Consider the following 18,085-nt stretch of genomic DNA (forward strand, 5'->3'; position numbering starts at 1 on the left):
ATCTATTAATGGACGACATTAAAGAAGTAAGGATTACTGAAGTTAGTCCGCGAGATGGTTTCCAAAGCATTTCTCAATTCATACCTACAGAAGAAAAAATAAAAATTCTTAATCGCATTATTAATTTAGGATTTCCACAAGTAGAGGTTACATCATTTGTACATCCAAAAGCTGTACCACAAATGAAAGATGCAGATGAAGTATTGCGCGGAATCGAACGTCCTGAAGGTGTATTATTGCGTGCATTAGTGCCTAATCTGAGAGGATTAGATAGAGCAATTGAAGCAAAAGTGGATAAGGCAAAACTCATGCTATCTGCAACAGACGCACACAGTTTGCACAATGCCAACGCGAAAACGTTTGATGCAATGCGGGACTTTTACTTGCTTGTTGACAGGTCGCAAGGAACGACTGTACATGTCAGTGGTTCAATATCTGTAGCATTTGGATGTCCTTATGAAGGGATCGTACCGATTGAACGTCATATTGAAATATGTGAGCGGTATGAACAATACGGTATTACCGAAATTTCATTGGCAGATACGACAGGTATGGCGAATCCTGAAAGTATTAAACGTATCATCCATGGCTTGAAGGAGAAATTTCCACACTTCAAATTTTCACTTCATTTACACAATACGAGAGGTATGGCATTTGCGAATGCGGTAGCCGGCTTTCAAGAAGGAATTGTGGATTTTGACAGTGCACTATCAGGGTTGGGCGGATGTCCATATGCACCAAATGCAAGTGGGAATATTGCAACAGAAGATATAGTACATGGCTTTGAAGAGATGGGAATCCGAACGAATCTAGACTTGGATGCTATCATAACTGAAGCACGAAAGTTAGAAACTAGCTTTCCAAGCTATTCTAACAGCTTTATTTTGAAAGCTGGTAAATGTTCGGATCTCCATATCGCACCAGGTAAACAACAAAAAATTGGGGATTAACTTTATGAAGAACTAGAATATTTTCTGAGAATATGTCTTTGTATTAAAAAGCATTCTCGCTCTCTCAAGAGAGCAAGAATGCTTTTTCTATTCTCGCAATAGTTATAGCGTACATAAATACTCTTCCAACCACTGATCCGCATCCTCTTTTGAAGAAACGTCTCCATTTAGCTGGCTAACTTCTAAGTGTAGCAAGATCTTAGAGAAAGTTGGACCCGGCTTCAGTCCTGCTTTGACTAAATCACCGCCATTCAAATAGCTTTGCAGCTTGTTACGATCATATAAATACTCCATAACGGATTCCTGATAGGGCACTTGATTAGCCACTAGAATAAACAGAATAGCTTCATCGGAGTAGTCATGTAAAAACAGATGGTAGTCTCCTGTTTGTGTAGACTCATTCCATTGTTCATGTTTTTGCAACTCCATGATTTCTTCCAATAACTTTTTCCTGTTCTTCCGCAACGTGAATTTCTCTGCGGCATACAAGCTATCATTACAATAGAAGGGGAGTAAAAAGTAATTGAACCAACTAGGTTTTTCAGCGATTTTTAAATTCGTAATCTTACGTACTTGTTCGTTGTAAATTTGTTCTAGATTTTCAGCCGTAGCAACCGATGCATCCAACTGTTTTTCATTCACACCGAACTGTTGCCAAACATTCAGTTCAAACAAGCGTCGGATGACTTCTTGCGGACTGCCTTCGGTAAATAAACGGATCATCTCTTCGTTAATGCGTTGAGGTGACAAATGGATTACTTTATCGATAGACTCAAGCGCCAATTTTTCTGTCTGTTCATCCATCGAAAATCCGAAACGTTGTTCAAAACGTACCGCTCGGAAAATACGAGTAGGGTCTTCGACAAAACTAATATTATGAAGAATTTTGATTTTCTTCTCACGTAGATCATTCTGCCCGCCAAACGGATCAATCAATTCACCGAACGCTTCGGCATTGAGATGGATGGCCATGGCGTTGATCGTGAAATCACGTCGCTGCAAATCATCGCCGAGAACGGATGTCTCGATCTCGGGTAGGGCGGCAGGCTGTTCGTAATATTCGAGTCGAGACGACACGACATCGATCGACAAGCCAGATAGTGTATTCCATGTCGCTGTGCCGAAACTTTCATGTTCAATGACGTCGCCACCATGTGTTTCCATCAAGCTATTCGCTAATTCAATTCCATTACCTTCCGCCACGATATCAATATCGAAATTTGGCTTGTCCAATAAAATATCTCGTACAATCCCGCCAATTAAATAGACAGGCATGTTGATCCGGCTGGCTGTTTCTCCGATTTCTTTCAACAGCTGGAAAGCTTCTCCTGCCAGTTGCTTTTGCATTTTATTAATGATTTCATGGGAAGGTGGAGTGTCTGCTGTTTTTATATCTGTCATCATATCGCTGTACAGAACTTGGATAATATTCGATCTAGTCACAATGCCAACGATTTCTCCGTCTCCGATGACAGGCAAACGACCGATATTGTGTTTAATGACAAGCTCTTGGATTTCTTCGAGTGAAGTATCCGGCTCAATGGTATACATTTTAGTCGTCATATACGCTTTTACAGGCGCATGACCGAGTCCGTGGTGATTCCCTTTATCGAGATCACGTCGAGTAATGAGACCGACTAGTTTGTCATTTTCGACAACCGGGTAGCCAGAGTGTCCGTAGCGATACATACGACGTCCTGCTTCTTCGATCGTTGTATCAGGTGTCAGTGTTTTAACAGGAGAAGTCATCAGCTCTTTTGCGGTAATCGCTGGCCGCAGTATTGTTTCCAAACTGCTGTTGATATCTTCAAGAATCGCTTCTTTATCTCCTTTTTTCACCGTGGCGGAACCTGCATGTTTGTGTCCGCCACCGCCAAGCTTTTTCAGAATGGGTTGCAATGTGATGCGTTCTGAGTTTGCACGTCCCACGATAAACACGGAGTTTTTCATTTTAACAACAGCAATGACCGCATCGGTTCCTTTAACGCCTAACACCTTTGTTGTAATCAACGCAAGGCCGTTTACGAAATGATCTAACTCATGTGTGCTGACGGCAATTTCAAGACCATCTACTTCATGAATTTCAGTATGGGTAAGAAGTTGATCTAATAAATCTTGCTGTTCGAATGTCAACGTTTCTTCCGCGAAACTCCCGACCATTTCGAGGCTCATTCCTTGCTCAAGCAGATAAGCAGCTGCCTTCATATCCCGTACCGTGGTGCTCGCATATGTAAATTTTCCTGTGTCTGTATACAGGCCAAGCCCGAATAATGAAGCTTCGAAACTTGAAATAGCTATATTCTGTTTACGTATTTCTTCAATAAGTAGAGTGACCGCAGCGCCAGTTAATTCAACGATACCTTCATCATATTGCACATCATTTTCACCTTTTTGGTGATGGTCGTAGACGATGATTTTTCGCTTAGATGCATCGAAATCGTCAGGAAGTTTGCCGATTCTAGCTAAAGATGCAACGTCGACGATAATCATTTCCGTCACTTGTTCCCAGTCGACTTGAGCGCTTGGCACAAAGTCGAAGACATCCCGATACATATTTAAGAAACGTTGTACGCGACTTTCGAGCTTATCTGAAATAATTAGTTGTGCGTCCGGATACAGTTTTTTCGCCGCAATCATTGAAGCAAGTGCGTCGAAGTCTGTATTGACGTGTGAAGTAATAATTTGCACGGGTAGTACCTCCTATTTGAAAGTGGTTCAAGTAGTATAAAAAGAAAAGTAACCACCCTCTATCCTGACCAAGTGGAAGGTGGTTACTCGTTAATTTCGATTGTGTTCATGAGACCAGTTTATCATCTTCAACCAATATGTTCAATTCAGTCTAGTAAATGGTACTTGCCTTAACCCATATACACACTTTCGCACGTACCGGCTACTGGCTCATAGAAACAGTGATTTTTAAATTGCCCTGTAAACGGCTGACCATACCAAGTAGGTGGGCAGGGGGCGTATGGATTAAAATACCATAACGCATAGTGGGCGGGATGTTGACGCCAGTTTGTTAGAGTCCGTTCAGCTAATCTTTTTTCAGAAGCTCGAGCGCGTTGGTAGAACAAGTTTCCTTTTTGCACCGCTTCAAAAGAATAATTATTGCCTTGTATTTGGAAAATGACATCGTTTATAGACCGCACATCTCTGAAGTCTAGACAATCGGCTACTGCACGATTCACGATAACATTTCCGACATATAACATACCTTGATTACCTTCGGCCTCGGCTTCCGCTCTCATCATTCTTGCCATTAAGTCGACATCTGAATCTCGATATTTGACTCTCGCCATAGTTTTCACCTCATTCATAGTGTATGAGAACAGCGGGTAATGATGTGACATTTTTAGAAGGAACTATAGAAGTACTTCGAAGAAAATATTGAATGTAGATCGTCGAATAGGCTTATATTTTTAAAAAGTAGGGTAAAGGTTAATAGTTTGAAAAATCTGGACTAAGGATTTAGACTGTGCATAGGACAGTACATTTCTATACAATCACTGTGAAAATAGTATTTTAGTGTCTGCTAGTATTTACGATAATCACATTGTGATAGCATTACTGCATACGCATTCAGTTTTCCGAAAAGTGGGAATGTATTCCGATGTGCATCACTAATGTAGTGTTGAACTATTTACATAAAGAGGAGGAAAGCCAATGGCTGATAATAATTCGAACAACCCGAAGAACACAAATGAAGTTTCCGATCCGGGACGCCGTAATTTTGTTAAGAACACAGGAATTGCTGTCGGAGGTGTAGCCGGTGGTGCGCTACTTGGCGGTCTATTCAGCAGTCGATCTAAAAACGATACGAATTCGAATACCGCTGGGGATAAAGGAAGCGGTAAAGAAAAGCGATATGAAGAAGCGCGTATGTATTTCACACGTATTGCTGATTTCGCTATTTTGGAACAGGCAGTGGAGCGAATCTTCCCTGAAGATGATAACGGTCCTGGAGCGATAGAATTAGGAGTTCCTTATTATATCGATAAACAGTTGGCAGGTCCTTATGGATCCAATGTCGGCGATTTCAGACAAGGTCCTTTCATAGGTTCTAAAGCAGCGGCTTCGGACTCTAGCCTCGACCGTGGGCAGATTTTCATTAATGGTTTACGAACAATGGATGCCGAGAGCCAAAAACGCTTTGATACGAATTTCGTTAAAGCGACCGAAGATCAGCAAGTAGAAATTATGACGGACTTTGCAGATGACAAAGTGGAAGTCAAAGGCATTAGTTCAAAAGGATTCTTTAATTTATTGCGTTCTACTACGCTTGAAGGCGCGTATTGTGATCCGTTATACGGAGGCAATCGAGATATGAAAGGCTGGAAAATGAAAGAATATCCAGGTGCTATCGCATCGTATGCCCATATGATAGAAGAAGATAAGTTCGTGAAAATGGATCAAGTGAGCCTGACAGATTATCAACCTAAATAAATGATAGGAAAGGGGAGAAAAGAATGGTAAAAACATTAGAAAAAGTAGATGCGGTCGTTGTAGGTTCAGGCTGGGCAGGTGGTATTGCAGCAGCTGAATTAACGAAAAAAGGATATAAAGTAGTTGGATTAGAAAGAGGGAAAGCGCAGAAGCGAGAAGATTTTGTCGGTGCAAAAGATGAACTTCGTTACGATGTGCGGAAACTCATGTTCCAAGAATTGAACAAAGAAACGTTGACGATCCGCAATACGCTGGATGAAACGGCGACGCCTAACCGAAGTAACGATACAAATGCGATTAATGGTACAGCTACTGGCGGTTCAGGTGTTCACTGGAACGGCATGGTCTATCGTTGGCTTCCAACAGATTTTGAAATGCATACGAAGACGGTAGAAAAGTATGGAGAGAAGATTATCCCGAAAGATATGCAGCTTCAAGACTGGGGTATTACATATGATGAATTGGAGAAGTATTACGATCAGTTTGAAAAAACAGCTGGTATTTCTGGTGAGCCGGATCCATTGCGACCAGATCAGCGTTCGGATGATTACCCGACACCCCCAATGAAAGAAACGGATATCATTCGTACCTTTACGAAAGCTGCTAAAGATTTAGGGTACCATCCGTATCGTATAGCTTCTGCAAATATATCCGAGACATATACGAATCCTGACGGAGAGACAATCAACGGATGTGTGTACTGTGCGTTTTGTGAAGCTTTCGGCTGTGACTTCGGAGCGAAAGCGGATCCGATTGCTACAGTGTTAGCTACAGCAAATAAAAGCGGTAAGTATGAGTTGCGCAATAACTCGTACGCAGTTCGGATTGTCCATGAAAATGGAAAAGCAGTCGGTATTAAATATGTAGATACGGAAACGGGGGAAGAGTTCATTCAACCGGCAGATATTGTCGTTGTGGCTGGATTCACCTTTACGAATACGCGTCTCATGTTATTATCCGAAATCGGCAAGCCATACAATCCAAAAGACGGAACAGGCGTGATTGGTAGCCATTTAACTGCTCACCAGCGCAACTTGACGCATACACGTGTACGTGGATTCTTTGATGAAAAGAAATTCAATCGCTATGCAGGTACCGGCGCACTTGGTGTGACGATGGATGATTTCAACGTGGAGCAACTGGATCACACGAAACTCGATTTCTTGCATGGTTTCTGTTTGCGTACGTCTCAAAGAGGAGATCGACCGATTACGAATAACCACGTTCCAGCAGGTGTCCCTTCTTGGGGGAAAGAATTTAAAGACAAGTCCATTTTCTATGCGAACCGTCGGATAGACGTTCAGCAACAAAATGGTGCGCTTGCTTGGCGTGAAAACTATATGGACTTAGATCCGACGTATACAGATATGTTTGGTGATCCATTGCTACGCGTCACGAGCAAGTTCCATGATCAAGACCGCAACATTGTCAGATATGCTCACCAAAGAGGTAAAGAGTTACTGGAACAAATGGGTGCCGATCATATTACCGTGCCTGAAATTACAGAGGAAACGGAATTTGATAAAACGTCATTATCTGACCATACAGGTGGCGGTGTAGTCATGGGAGACAATCCTGAAACATCCGCTGTCAATAACTATTCACAAGTATGGGATATGGATAATTTATTCGTCGTAGGGGCTTCTTCATTCCCACTTATGGGTAGCTCCAATCCTACAGCGACAGTTGGTGCTCTCGCGTATCGTGCTGCAGAAGGTATGATCAAGTTCTTAGAGAACGGCGGAGGCCAATTGGTTAAAAAAGAGGAAACAGCAAAAGCATAATTTGCCAAGAGGAGAGAGGAATCGAAACCTCTCTCCTTTCTTTCATACCTATTTAAGCGAGGAAAGATGCCTATGACTATACGATCCGTCCTCATACTTTTGGCAGCTGCTCTTTTTCTGAGTGCCTGCAACAAGACAATTGAAACGAATATGTCAGAGAAAATCCCAGATTTCGACTACACTACACAAGACGAGAATACACTGGGCTTGGATGATTTAACAGGCGATTGGTGGATTTCTTACTTCTCTTATACGCACTGTACGACCGTTTGCCCAAGAACGACGGCGAATATGGTCGGTATTCAGGAGAAATTAAAAAAAGACGGCTTCACCCCCCCTATCATTTCGTTCAGCATTGATCCAGACAATGATACACCGGAAGTTTTACGAGAATATGCAAAGGACTATGGTGCTGACCTACAGACGATGACGTTTTTAACAGGTTATGAGTTTGAAGAAATTCAAGATCTATCGGTTCATACGTTTAAAGCTTTTCTGGAAAAAGGGGCACTTGATCAGCGATCGCACAGTTTTTTCTTTTACTTAATAAATCCTGACGGAGAGATCGTCAAGCAGTATAACGGTATGAGCGATACGGAAAATGACTTGCTAGTAGCAGACGTGAAGAAGGTTTTAGGGAAGTAGCGTTTCTGTCATGCAAATAAAAAAGCATTCATTTACTCTAAAATAGAGTAAATGAATGCTTTTCTTTGTAAGATTTACGAACGCCATACTACAGATGAAAACAGCTATAGAAGATAGTTCTACTGATCTTTTATTATATAATTGTTTTAAAATATTAGAAAATATAGTAAAATGGAAACGTTTACTATACAATTGTGTTAGAACAGAATGAGGAGGTATGCAGATGAATGTTCCATTAGTTTTGACGCAATTCCTAGATCGTGCCGTTACGCTGTATGGGGGTAAGGAAGCGATTTTTGGAGAAGAAGGACGCACTTTTACATACGCACAGTTAAACGGTCGTGTAAATCAGCTATCACGTGGTTTACGTGACTTGGGTATTGAAAAAGGAAATCACGTAGCGTATTTATGTGGAAACTCGATTGAAATGCTTGAAGGCTTTTATGGACTCTATCAAGTAGGTGGCGTCATGGTACCGTTAAATACACGACTGAAGCCAGAAGATTATGTATTCATTTTAAATCATAGTGAGTCGAAGTTGTTATTTGTTGACCAGGACTTATATCATCTCATCAAACCGATTGAGCACTCGCTCGACACGGTAGAGAAAATTATTATTCATCATAATCAAGATGATTCAAACGCAATAGATTACAATGTCTGGCTCGAATCTTTCTCTACGGATTCATTTGACCGTGCGGACGTGCAAGAAGATGACGTGTGTAGTTTACTCTATACGAGTGGAACAACAGGTAATCCGAAAGGGGTTATGCTAACGCACCGCAATAACTATTTGCATGCTATGAGTGCGATGCATCATTTGCGTGTGACCGATGATGATGTGCTACTTCATGTGTTGCCGATGTTCCATGTCAACGGCTGGGGGTCACCATTTTATTATACGGCGAACGGAGCTTCTCAAGTTTGCTTACGTAAAACGTCGCCGCAGACTATTATCGAAGCGATTCAACAGCATAAAGTCACGATATTGCATATGGCACCGGCTGTGTTGAATTTGCTCTTCCAATATTGTGAAGAGCATAAGCCAACGTTCACGCATAAGATCCGCGTGATTGTTGCGGGTTCTGCTCCGCCTCCATCCTTCATCTCACGTGTGGAAAAAGAACTCGGTTGGGAATTCATTCAAGTCTATGGCATGACGGAAACTTCTCCGTTAAGTTTGTTCTCGACGATTCGCTCGACTGTCCAACATTTATCCGATGAAGAGCAGCTTCAGTTAAAAGCAAAAGCAGGCTATTCGATGATCGGTGTAGATGTCCGTTTAGTTGACGATTATGGTGAAGAAGTAGCCAAGGACGGTCAGCAGACAGGTGAAATCACAGTCCGTAGTCATGGGGTTATGAAAGGCTATTGGAAGAACAAAGAGGCGACTGATGAAGTGTTACGTGACGGCTATATGATGACAGGGGATATGGGGACGATTGATGAGCATGGCTACGTCAATATCGTTGACCGCAAGAAAGACATCGTCATTAGTGGCGGTGAAAATATTTCGTCTATTGAAATCGAAGGTGTGCTCTATGACCATCCCGCTGTTCTAGACGCTGCGGTCATTGCGGTGCCTCACGAGAAGTGGGGAGAGACGCCGCATGCCTATATCGTATTGCGTGGCGGTTCAGTAACGACCGAGCAAGATATTATAGACTTCACGAGAGCGAATCTCGCACATTTTAAAGCAGTAACAGGCGTGACGTTTGTGGATGAGCTGCCCAAAACAGCGTCAGGTAAAATCTTGAAAGTGCAGATTCGGGACGATTACTGGGAAAAGGTAGGGAAAACGGGTCGTAAAGTGAATTAATAAAATGATGGGCATTCTTTCGTTCTATAAAGAGCGAAAGAGTGCCTTTTATTATGAAGAAGTAGAAGGATTCAGGAACAGCTGCATCCAGTTCTAAGAGAGTAAAAAGATTGTGAAAAAAACTTTTTAAAAAACTTTTGAAACTTTTTCGGGAATCCTCCGTCTGTAGGGTGCGCAAATGATAATAGGGGGATTCACATGAAGAAAATATATAGCTGTGTTCTGTTACTTGCGAGCTTACTGTTATTTATAATGGGAAATGAAGCCAAGTGGAATTTGAATGAAGTACCATTGTTCCATGAGCAATCAGCTACAGCTTTTGCAGAAACTATACAAAACAAACCGTTTATTACAGAAAAAGAATTTGATCAGGTGTTGACGCTAACAAATAACCAACCGATCTATATGAAGGAAAAGAACCTTATCCGAATCGGTGAACTACAAGCCAATCAAGCGGTTGCCTTGATAGGAGAAGATGAGGAGTATTACGAAATTCGAGTAGGCAAGATGCCAGCTTTCATTCGTAAAGGTCAGGCAAAAGTAGAAAAGAACGTGTTGAAAGCTCCATTACATACAGAACGACTGGGCTCTGTAAAAACCGCCCAAACAACGCCTGTGTATACAGATTCGAATATTGAAAGTGATGTCCTCATTCAATTAAGAAAAGGCTATCGCTACCCGGTCATACAGGAAGAAAAAGACTGGTATCTCATCAAAGTAGGTGAGCGAGCAGGTTATATCCACAAGCCTTCAGTAAAAATGGATGAAGGATTACCGGTGCTGCTGTATCACCAAGTGCTACCTCGTAAACAGATGAAAACGGAGATGAGTACCATTTCACTCGAAAGCTTTGAGAAACAGATGGCGTATTTGGCTGATGAGCAATTTACGACATTGACCTCACAACAGTTGTATGATTATTTAGAAGGCCGACTTGTTGTACCCGAGAAGGCGTTAATTATTACATTTGATGATGGTTTATTGTCATCCAAAGAATATGCCTATCCCGTCTTGAAACGATATGGCTTTACTTCGCCACAACATATTATTTCTGCCCGTATGGATAGAGAAAAAGGTGGTCCGGCATTTGACGGTGGAGGATTGCTGAAATATTTGAATGTAGAAGACTTAAACGAAATGAACGATGTATTTCAGTTCGAAGCCCACACTTGTGCATTACATGAACTAGGTAGAGAAAGTGGAGCTGGCTTAGTATTTGAACATACAGAAGAAGAAATTATTGAAGACTTGCAGACCAACTTACAACACGTACCTTCAGCCGTTTCTATCGCATACCCGTATGGACAATATAATGAAGAGTTCATTGCGGCGGCTAAAGAAGTAGGGTTACTGATCGGCTATACAACAGTCGAAGGATATGCCAATATGGATCAGTCCAATTATGAAGTGAACCGCTTTGGCATGACAGAAAAAAGGTCATTCAAGGATTTTGCAACGTATGTTGACGGAGACATGATATGGCCATAGAAGAGAGTGACTAACCCAAATGAATGAAATGGATCAAATAATGAATGAACATTCGCATTATTTAGTGCGTATCGCTTATTTATACGTGAAAAACTGGTCGACCGCGGAAGATGTCGTGCAAGAAGTCTTCGTTACGTATTTCCAGAAAAGTGACCAGTTCCGTAATGAAGCTTCAATTAAAACGTACTTAACGAAAATGACCGCTAATCGTGCAAAAGATTATTTGCGCTCCTGGAAACATAAGAAAGATGTGGTGTTCGAGTCGATTTTTGTATCTACTAAAAGCTCGGAGCAACAATTACTCGAGCAAGAGCAGCTAGCTTCACTCGAAAAGCATTTATTTCAGCTGCCATTGAAATACCGCGAGCCATTACTTTTATATTATTATGACGAGCAATCGATTGCCGAGATCGCAGAATTTCTTGAGCTTAATGAAAATACGATCAAGACTCGATTACGAAGAGCGAAGTTGCAACTTAAGGGATTTTTTGCGGAAGAGGAGGTAGAAACCTATGAATGATTTTAAACGAAAACTGGACCAAATGATGGGAGATACAACGGAACAGGAGCGACGAATCAAACAGCGGGTACATGAAAACCTTCAACCTTCGCAAAGGAGGCAGTTTTCTTGGCAAGCGCTGCTAGTTACGGCGGCACTACCGGTAGTCGCTTTGTTATTAGTATTTAACTTTGTTTCAGATAGTCAACTGTCTGCTGATCAAGGTCCAGGAACGCCCTATGATCCACTTGACGATATGGCTTTGATTTCTGCGTTGCAAAAGAAAGATCAACTATCCGCTATTGATTACGAAGAATTTTCTTCATTACCCGTCGTGAGAAAAGTAGACGGTCTATTATATGTCGATGACGAATCGTTTTCACTTCAGTGGAGTCCGGATACGTATCATCCAGTTATAGAACGTAAAGCAGACCTGTACGATGCCTCAGTTTATGATCCGGGGGACGTAGTACGGACATTTACGAATACGAATAGCCACTTACCGACGTATACAGGTGTCTATTATGAAGTCGTCGCCGTTCCTGGAGATCGTGTTGTCTTGCAAAACGGCAAGTTGAAAGTCAATGGGAACGAGTTATCATCCGAACTGATGGATCGGTATAAGGAACAACATGTAACGATTGCTGGTGGCTATGATCAGCTGTTGAACGCTCGGGAATACTTATTATTGAACCATTTCCCAGCTAAAGACACAGTGCAAGGAGCGACGATCACGCCTATACACAAGATTTATGGCAAACTGATTGGTGTAGCAACCGAAGAAAAAACGGAATCTATCTATATAGATTATCTAACAGATCAACTTAAGAGCGACTATACGCCCGAGCAGTACTTTGATTTATATTTATACGATCAGCTAACTGGTTTGAATAAACTACCTGAATCTGCGGTGTTCGCACAATCAAGCCGAATAGGAGAGTTATTCCTTGAAGCATCGTATCGTAAAGCTATTCCGATTGCCAATGACAAAGTAGAAATACGTTATCAATATGGTCGAGAAGGTGTCGTGGAGCAAGTGTTCACTATGGGAAGGGATACAAGCTCCGGGCAATGGATAGTGGAAAAATAAAGGCGTATACGCTGTAAAGGAGGTGATGCCCGAACGATCACGCAAACCAGGTTGGCACCTGTTCAGCACTAGCCGTCAACCAACCGCTCGCTTATTGAGCCAGCCTGGTTTTCATTAGTTGTAACATAAGCAAGAACAATGGGAAGCATTAACGAAGTAAGAAATAGAAAAAGCACCAGGCCGGCACCTGTTTTGCATAAGCCGTCAACCAACCGCTCGCTATATAGAGCCGGTCTGGTGTGTATACATAAAGATTTATATGGAACGAGATAGAAACGAAGTCCATCTACAATAAGTAAGGGATGTTGTCCGCATGCTCTTGCTTGCATTGAGAGTTACATGATGAAATACTAAACGTGTATACTCACAATAGGAGATGATACTATGGCACTCAGCAGAAAAGATTACTTACAGAAAATCATTGGATTACATGAACGCTTGATCATAGCCTCAGAAGAATACGAAGGTGTTTCTGAAGAATTCATTTCAAAACAAGAGCTCGATATTCCAGGGATGAAAGAACAATGGGTAGTAAAAGTAGAAGAGTTCAAGCAGATCTTAGCCGACATGAATGCATTGGAAGTTCCGAACGCGTTTGAAACGGAAGGCAATGAACTAAAAGAAGCGTATACTATATTCGTCAACTGTGTAGAAGAGAAGACGGAGAAGTTCAGCGTAGAGACTATGGAAAACGGCGAGCTCGATGCCCTTCAGTCGAAAGAAATGCATGCTGCGGAAGATATGGAAGAATTGATTGAGAGTATGTTTGAGAAATAAGATGTAAAAAGTTATAAAAAAATAAAGAAAAATTTAAATGGCAGATATACTTTTAGTAAAAGTTGTCTGCTGTTTTTTTGATAAAGTTATTAATTATCGAAAATTGACGAGTGACTATTCATGGAGGTACGACGAGAAGGTTAAATTAGTCCCTTCAATCGAGCGTTTTGTTCCACTCCATGGGAGAGTTTTGCTACTAGCAATAACCTAAGAACTTAAGCAAACTACAAAAAAGATTTAGTGCGTGTGGAAAAAACATTTCCACACTCTGTATCCTTTTTTCTATCTGACTCTATATAGTGTGCGAAGGGGGAGTCAGCGATGACATATTGTTTATTAGTTTGCCAACCGAGATATGCTGCAGGCTTGATGGGCAAAAACATTTCAACTATAGGATATGTAGTAACGATCAAAATGTCATAAGTTTAGGTTCTATACTTCTTGTTAGTAATAGAAATTTGCTACCCTATAAATAAAGATGCCGTAAAGCGTAATGCGCACCTTATTAGCAAATCAATGTTATACATGTATAATAGACACCATAAGAATGATCTGGAGGCTTTAAAAAATGAGCACAACAAAAATTATGAATATAATGAAAAAATTAATAGAGCAAGATCCATCACTCGCAATTAGTGAATGGCAAGGGACATGTCATTATGTAGTGGGGGAAATGATGTCGCTCGAAACGAAAGACTTGCAGGAGATTGATTTGGAAGGGATTGCGAAGCCAGGAGAAAAACAAGTGATGCCGATTGAATTATTGATCGCTGCGGCCACTACTAGTTTCGGGGTTACATTCCACTTAGAAGCGTATAATCAAGGAGTGACTGTAGACAGAGCGGAAATCGTTTTCAGTGGAGTATGCGATAAAGCACCGTTTTTAGGAATTCAAAGTGGCAATAGCGGGATTATGAAGCCGATGATCGTGTTATCTGCCGAGTCCACTACGAATAAAGGGCAACTGGCTGAAATCGCAGCTATTGCGGTTGAACGTTCACCCATTCTTTCTAGTTTGAAAGAAGAAGTTACATTGCATATTAAGTGATTTCATAGAGCTATAATGTGTTCATACAAATAAATACGCCATCACCTTGTTCATTCAGATAAGGTGGTGGCGTATTTATTTACTTAAAATCAAGCGTTCTTTTCAAGTGGTGTAACTGCGATATTGCCACCTTCTTTTAAGAATTTGATCATTCCTTCAGCTGCACGATAAGCGAATGCGCCAATCGTAACGGTTGGGTTGTAGTTACCAGTATGCGGGAATGAAGATCCGCCTACGACAAATAGGTTTTCCATATCCCACATCTGTGAATAGGTGTTAACTGCGGAGTTTTCAGGAGAAGCTCCCATGATCGCACCACCAAAGAAGTGATCCGTAAAGAATTTATGGTCGAATACAGTATCATCTTTTACTACATCGACGTTCATTTGGTCTGCACCCATTTCTTTCATGATCTCTTCACACCGTGCGACTCCTGCTTTTGTTAGTTCAGCCGCCGCGATTCCACCGACCCAGCCGGAACCTACGATGACCGCATCTACTTTTTCAAGTTTTTTTACCATTGCATGTCCTCCTTAGTGTTTCTATTTTAATGCCCTTGGTAATCTCTTAGACTGACGGGATCCAGTTTGGTAAATTCATCAGATTCAATATAATTTGCGTAGGAAGCCACTGCGCCCGGAAACTCTTTCATTTTCCAGCCTTCCATATTGATATTGCCACCATACAACGGATCACAATAAGCACCTTCTAATGTGGCTTGTTTTAACAAAATGAAAAACTCAGAAGCTTTTACACCTCTCATCTGCACTTTGTTTGCCTCGACGTCGGTCATGATTTCCATTTGTTGTTCCTCAGTTGCTTTATCAAAAGTGACTTCGAAACGTTTTTGACTTTCTTCATCCATTTTACGTAACCCAAGCAGGAAGATCATGCCGCGATCCAAAATGGATTGTTCTCCACCAGGTCCAGCGGTTTGATCGACAGCTTTCAAATCGATTGCGTATGGAGCTTGTCGATAATCGTATGCATTGACACCCCAACGTCCTGCTAATTGTTTGTCAATATAATAGGGTACACCTAATTTAATAGCGCCTGGACCGAGTTCGTCTTCAGGAAAAATCTGTTCAGTTGCTGCATTTAACACTTTGAAATCTTGATGACGTGTGAAGAATTGACGTGCTTGCGTTACTTCAATACCTTTAGAGCTAGTGTTTTCAGCTGTCTTGTCATTTTTCTTATCCAAACCACCTGAAATCAGACCTCCGAAAAGAGATCCACCGACGAGTCCGCCAGCTACGAGTCCCGTGTTTTTCAGGAAGTTTCTCCGGCCTATGTCTTGCTCGTGTTGCGGTTTTCCATTTACGTCTTTGGGCGGTTGTTGATCTGCCATCATAATCCCTCCTTATAGATAAAAACGTAAGTATTATTTCACGAACTGAATATTGGGAGTATTGCATAAAGTGTACTATTTATCTTACCCGCATTTATCATATTTAGACAATAATATATTCAATTGTCATATTTATATTGAGTTTTTTTGATATAGTAAGTGGGAAAGTAGTAGACTGTGATAAGTGTCGTTATATATTTGAATCAATAAAATAGATCAAGTACGATAAGTTGCACTAAAAATGATACAATCATTTAAAGCATCAGATAAATTAATGGAAAATGAGCAATAATAAACAGAAGTTATGTATGGACAAACCACTTTATTTATTGCGACATACTAAAAAAGGGAGGATCTTAATGAAAGTAAAAATAGCTGTTATTTTATTTACAATGATACTTATGTTAAGCGGCTGCAATAAGAAAATCGAAACGAATATGTCTGAAACTGTCCCAGACTTTGAATTTACTACACAGGATAACGAACCACTTGGCTTGAAAGATTTAAAGGGCGAGTGGTGGATTGCTTATTTCTCTTATACGAACTGCATCACAGTATGCCCAAGAACGACCGCAAATATGGTCGGTGTTCAAGAAAGATTAAAAGAAGACGGCTTGACACCCCGTATTGTCTCTTTCGGTATAGATCCTGAAAATGATACACCAGATGTATTAAAGAACTACGCTGCAGATTTTGGAGCGGATCTCAGTACGATGAGTTTTTTGACAGGCTATGATTTTAAAACGATTCAAGAAATATCGAGAAACACATTCCTTTCTATATTAGAAAGTGGCGCTTTAGATCAACGTGCGCATAGCTATTATTTTTATTTAGTTAATCCAGAAGGTGTAATTGTCAAAAGATACGATGGTTTAACAGAGACTGAAAATAAATTGTTGATAGAGGATGTCAAGACAGTATTAGGTAAATAATGAGATACTATTCAATAAAACATAAACGCCTGTCTAATCGATTGATTAGACAGGCGTTTTTATTTTATTTGTTTACCATTTCGGTACACCGACATGGTTTTCCACCCATTCTTCATTGTAATGAATGGTTGAATTGGCTTTATGAAGAGGGACGACTTTAAATCGCTTCTCTTGATCTTTAATGACGCCAGTTGGTAAGAAGCGTGGATCTTCGATTGTTACAGTCTTTTGATCACCTGTTTGTTCTTTCGTTACAGAAAGTCTTGCAATTCCACCGAAGTTCGTATAGTCGAACGGTTGGGCAGAATAGAAATTACCAAGTGAGAAGAATACTTTGGTATTGCCCACTTCGCCATAGCGTTGTAAGACGTGTGGGTGATGGCCGAACAGTACATCGGCGCCTGCATCCGAAACGAATTGCGCCAGTTCTGCTTGATCTTCGGAAGTCTCCAAGTGATACTCAGGACCCCAGTGCAAAGAGACGATCGTCACATCTACCATAGGTTTCATTTGTTGGATTTCATTTTCCATCCGTTCACGATCGATATAGTTAACCAAGTACTCTTTGTCATGTAAATCGAGCTCTACATTTGTGCCGTACGTATAGGCAAGTACTCCAATTTTGATACCGTTAACTTCAACAATCCGTTGTGTTTTGCGGTCTTTAAAAGATTCATAAGCGCCTACATACTGCATGCCGTATTCTTGCGCATGTTCAATTGCTTTGCGAACACCATTTTCCCCTTTATCAAATGTATGATTATTGGCGAATGTAACCATGTCTACGCCAACATTTTGTAAAGCGGGTAGGATATGTTTTGGACTGTTGAACTTTGGATAAGTAGATAATCCAAGTTCCACACCGCCGGGCATAGATTCTTGGTTTGCCATGAGAAAATCAATACTTTCCATTTTCTCCTTTACTGCTTCGAATGCAAAATCAAAGTTAGGATACGTGTAAATAGGATTATGTAATAATACATCGCCAACCATACCGATTGTAGCCGTATGGATAATTGTTTCTTCCAACTTTTGATCTGGTTCTACTTCAGTCAATTTTTCAGATGAATCCTTTGTAGCAATTGGTGGGTCTTTTCTTTCTGCTTTAGCAGATAATGCGTGCTCTCTGTCGTTCCAATCGTTCCATAAAATTACGCCACCAATAATCCAAACAAAGATTAAAGATGTAACAAGCCATTTCCTCTTCACAAAAATCTCTCCATATCTACAAGTACTATTCTAGTAAGTCTCTAAAACTA

General features: G+C 40.9%; 16 protein-coding genes. 11 read left to right on the top strand and 5 right to left on the bottom strand.

The features are described 5' to 3' along the window. Positions 1–8 precede the first annotated feature (8 nt). Entirely contained in the window at positions 9–950 is a 942-nt protein-coding gene (locus tag CSV68_RS08945; RefSeq protein ID WP_099661957.1) for a hydroxymethylglutaryl-CoA lyase, read from the top strand. Between the two features lie 102 nt (positions 951–1,052). Here CSV68_RS08945 and CSV68_RS08950 read toward each other — a convergent pair whose 3' ends face one another. Further along, positions 1,053–3,638, bottom strand: a complete 2,586-nt coding sequence (locus CSV68_RS08950; protein WP_099661958.1) for a CBS domain-containing protein — start codon at positions 3,636–3,638, stop codon at positions 1,053–1,055. Positions 3,639–3,808: 170 nt separating this feature from the next. Next, positions 3,809–4,249, bottom strand: coding sequence for a cell wall hydrolase (locus CSV68_RS08955; RefSeq protein ID WP_099634562.1), 441 nt, complete (start codon positions 4,247–4,249; stop codon positions 3,809–3,811). Between the two features lie 364 nt (positions 4,250–4,613). On the opposite strand from CSV68_RS08955, the gene CSV68_RS08960 reads away from it, so the two are divergent. The 9 genes from CSV68_RS08960 (at position 4,614) to CSV68_RS09000 (ending at position 14,543) form a co-directional block, all read left to right on the top strand. After that, positions 4,614–5,393: a gluconate 2-dehydrogenase subunit 3 family protein gene (locus CSV68_RS08960; protein ID WP_099634561.1), complete on the top strand. Its 780-nt coding sequence runs from the start codon at positions 4,614–4,616 to the stop codon at positions 5,391–5,393. 23 nt (positions 5,394–5,416) lie between these two features. Then, the gene (locus tag CSV68_RS08965) at positions 5,417–7,177 is read left to right on the top strand and encodes a GMC family oxidoreductase (protein WP_099661959.1); all 1,761 of its coding nucleotides are present in this window, start codon (positions 5,417–5,419) and stop codon (positions 7,175–7,177) included. Positions 7,178–7,249: 72 nt separating this feature from the next. Then, the gene (locus CSV68_RS08970) at positions 7,250–7,822 is read left to right on the top strand and encodes an SCO family protein (RefSeq protein WP_099661960.1); all 573 of its coding nucleotides are present in this window, start codon (positions 7,250–7,252) and stop codon (positions 7,820–7,822) included. A 223-nt stretch (positions 7,823–8,045) separates the two neighbouring features. Next, complete coding sequence (locus tag CSV68_RS08975) at positions 8,046–9,641, top strand: long-chain-fatty-acid--CoA ligase (protein WP_099661961.1); 1,596 nt, start codon at positions 8,046–8,048, stop codon at positions 9,639–9,641. A gap of 198 nt (positions 9,642–9,839) precedes the next feature. Then, complete coding sequence (locus CSV68_RS08980) at positions 9,840–11,129, top strand: polysaccharide deacetylase family protein (protein WP_099661962.1); 1,290 nt, start codon at positions 9,840–9,842, stop codon at positions 11,127–11,129. A 19-nt stretch (positions 11,130–11,148) separates the two neighbouring features. After that, a complete protein-coding gene (locus CSV68_RS08985; protein WP_099634556.1) occupies positions 11,149–11,649 on the top strand; it encodes a sigma-70 family RNA polymerase sigma factor in 501 nt (166 codons plus the stop codon). Then, positions 11,642–12,718, top strand: coding sequence for a S26 family signal peptidase (locus CSV68_RS08990; RefSeq protein ID WP_099661963.1), 1,077 nt, complete (start codon positions 11,642–11,644; stop codon positions 12,716–12,718). Before CSV68_RS08985 ends, CSV68_RS08990 begins: the two co-directional genes overlap by 8 nt. 384 nt (positions 12,719–13,102) lie before the next feature. After that, positions 13,103–13,495: a hypothetical protein gene (locus tag CSV68_RS08995; RefSeq protein ID WP_099661964.1), complete on the top strand. Its 393-nt coding sequence runs from the start codon at positions 13,103–13,105 to the stop codon at positions 13,493–13,495. Between the two features lie 568 nt (positions 13,496–14,063). Continuing rightward, positions 14,064–14,543, top strand: coding sequence for an OsmC family protein (locus CSV68_RS09000; protein WP_099634553.1), 480 nt, complete (start codon positions 14,064–14,066; stop codon positions 14,541–14,543). Positions 14,544–14,632: 89 nt separating this feature from the next. On the opposite strand, the gene CSV68_RS09005 is transcribed toward CSV68_RS09000, so the two are convergent. Together CSV68_RS09005 and CSV68_RS09010 are read right to left on the bottom strand one after the other, a co-directional pair. Next, a complete protein-coding gene (locus CSV68_RS09005) occupies positions 14,633–15,064 on the bottom strand; it encodes a GMC oxidoreductase (RefSeq protein WP_099661965.1) in 432 nt (143 codons plus the stop codon). Positions 15,065–15,090: 26 nt separating this feature from the next. Continuing rightward, entirely contained in the window at positions 15,091–15,894 is an 804-nt protein-coding gene (locus tag CSV68_RS09010; protein ID WP_099634551.1) for a gluconate 2-dehydrogenase subunit 3 family protein, read from the bottom strand. A gap of 359 nt (positions 15,895–16,253) precedes the next feature. Here CSV68_RS09010 and CSV68_RS09015 point away from each other — a divergent pair, with 359 nt between their 5' ends. After that, positions 16,254–16,826, top strand: a complete 573-nt coding sequence (locus tag CSV68_RS09015; protein WP_099634550.1) for an SCO family protein — start codon at positions 16,254–16,256, stop codon at positions 16,824–16,826. A 72-nt stretch (positions 16,827–16,898) separates the two neighbouring features. Here the strand turns inward: CSV68_RS09015 and CSV68_RS09020 are convergent, their stop codons facing one another. Continuing rightward, positions 16,899–18,035: a CapA family protein gene (locus CSV68_RS09020; protein ID WP_099661966.1), complete on the bottom strand. Its 1,137-nt coding sequence runs from the start codon at positions 18,033–18,035 to the stop codon at positions 16,899–16,901. Positions 18,036–18,085 lie beyond the last annotated feature (50 nt).

It is taken from the genome of Sporosarcina sp. P29, assembly GCF_002743265.1.
GTDB lineage: Bacteria > Bacillota > Bacilli > Bacillales_A > Planococcaceae > Sporosarcina.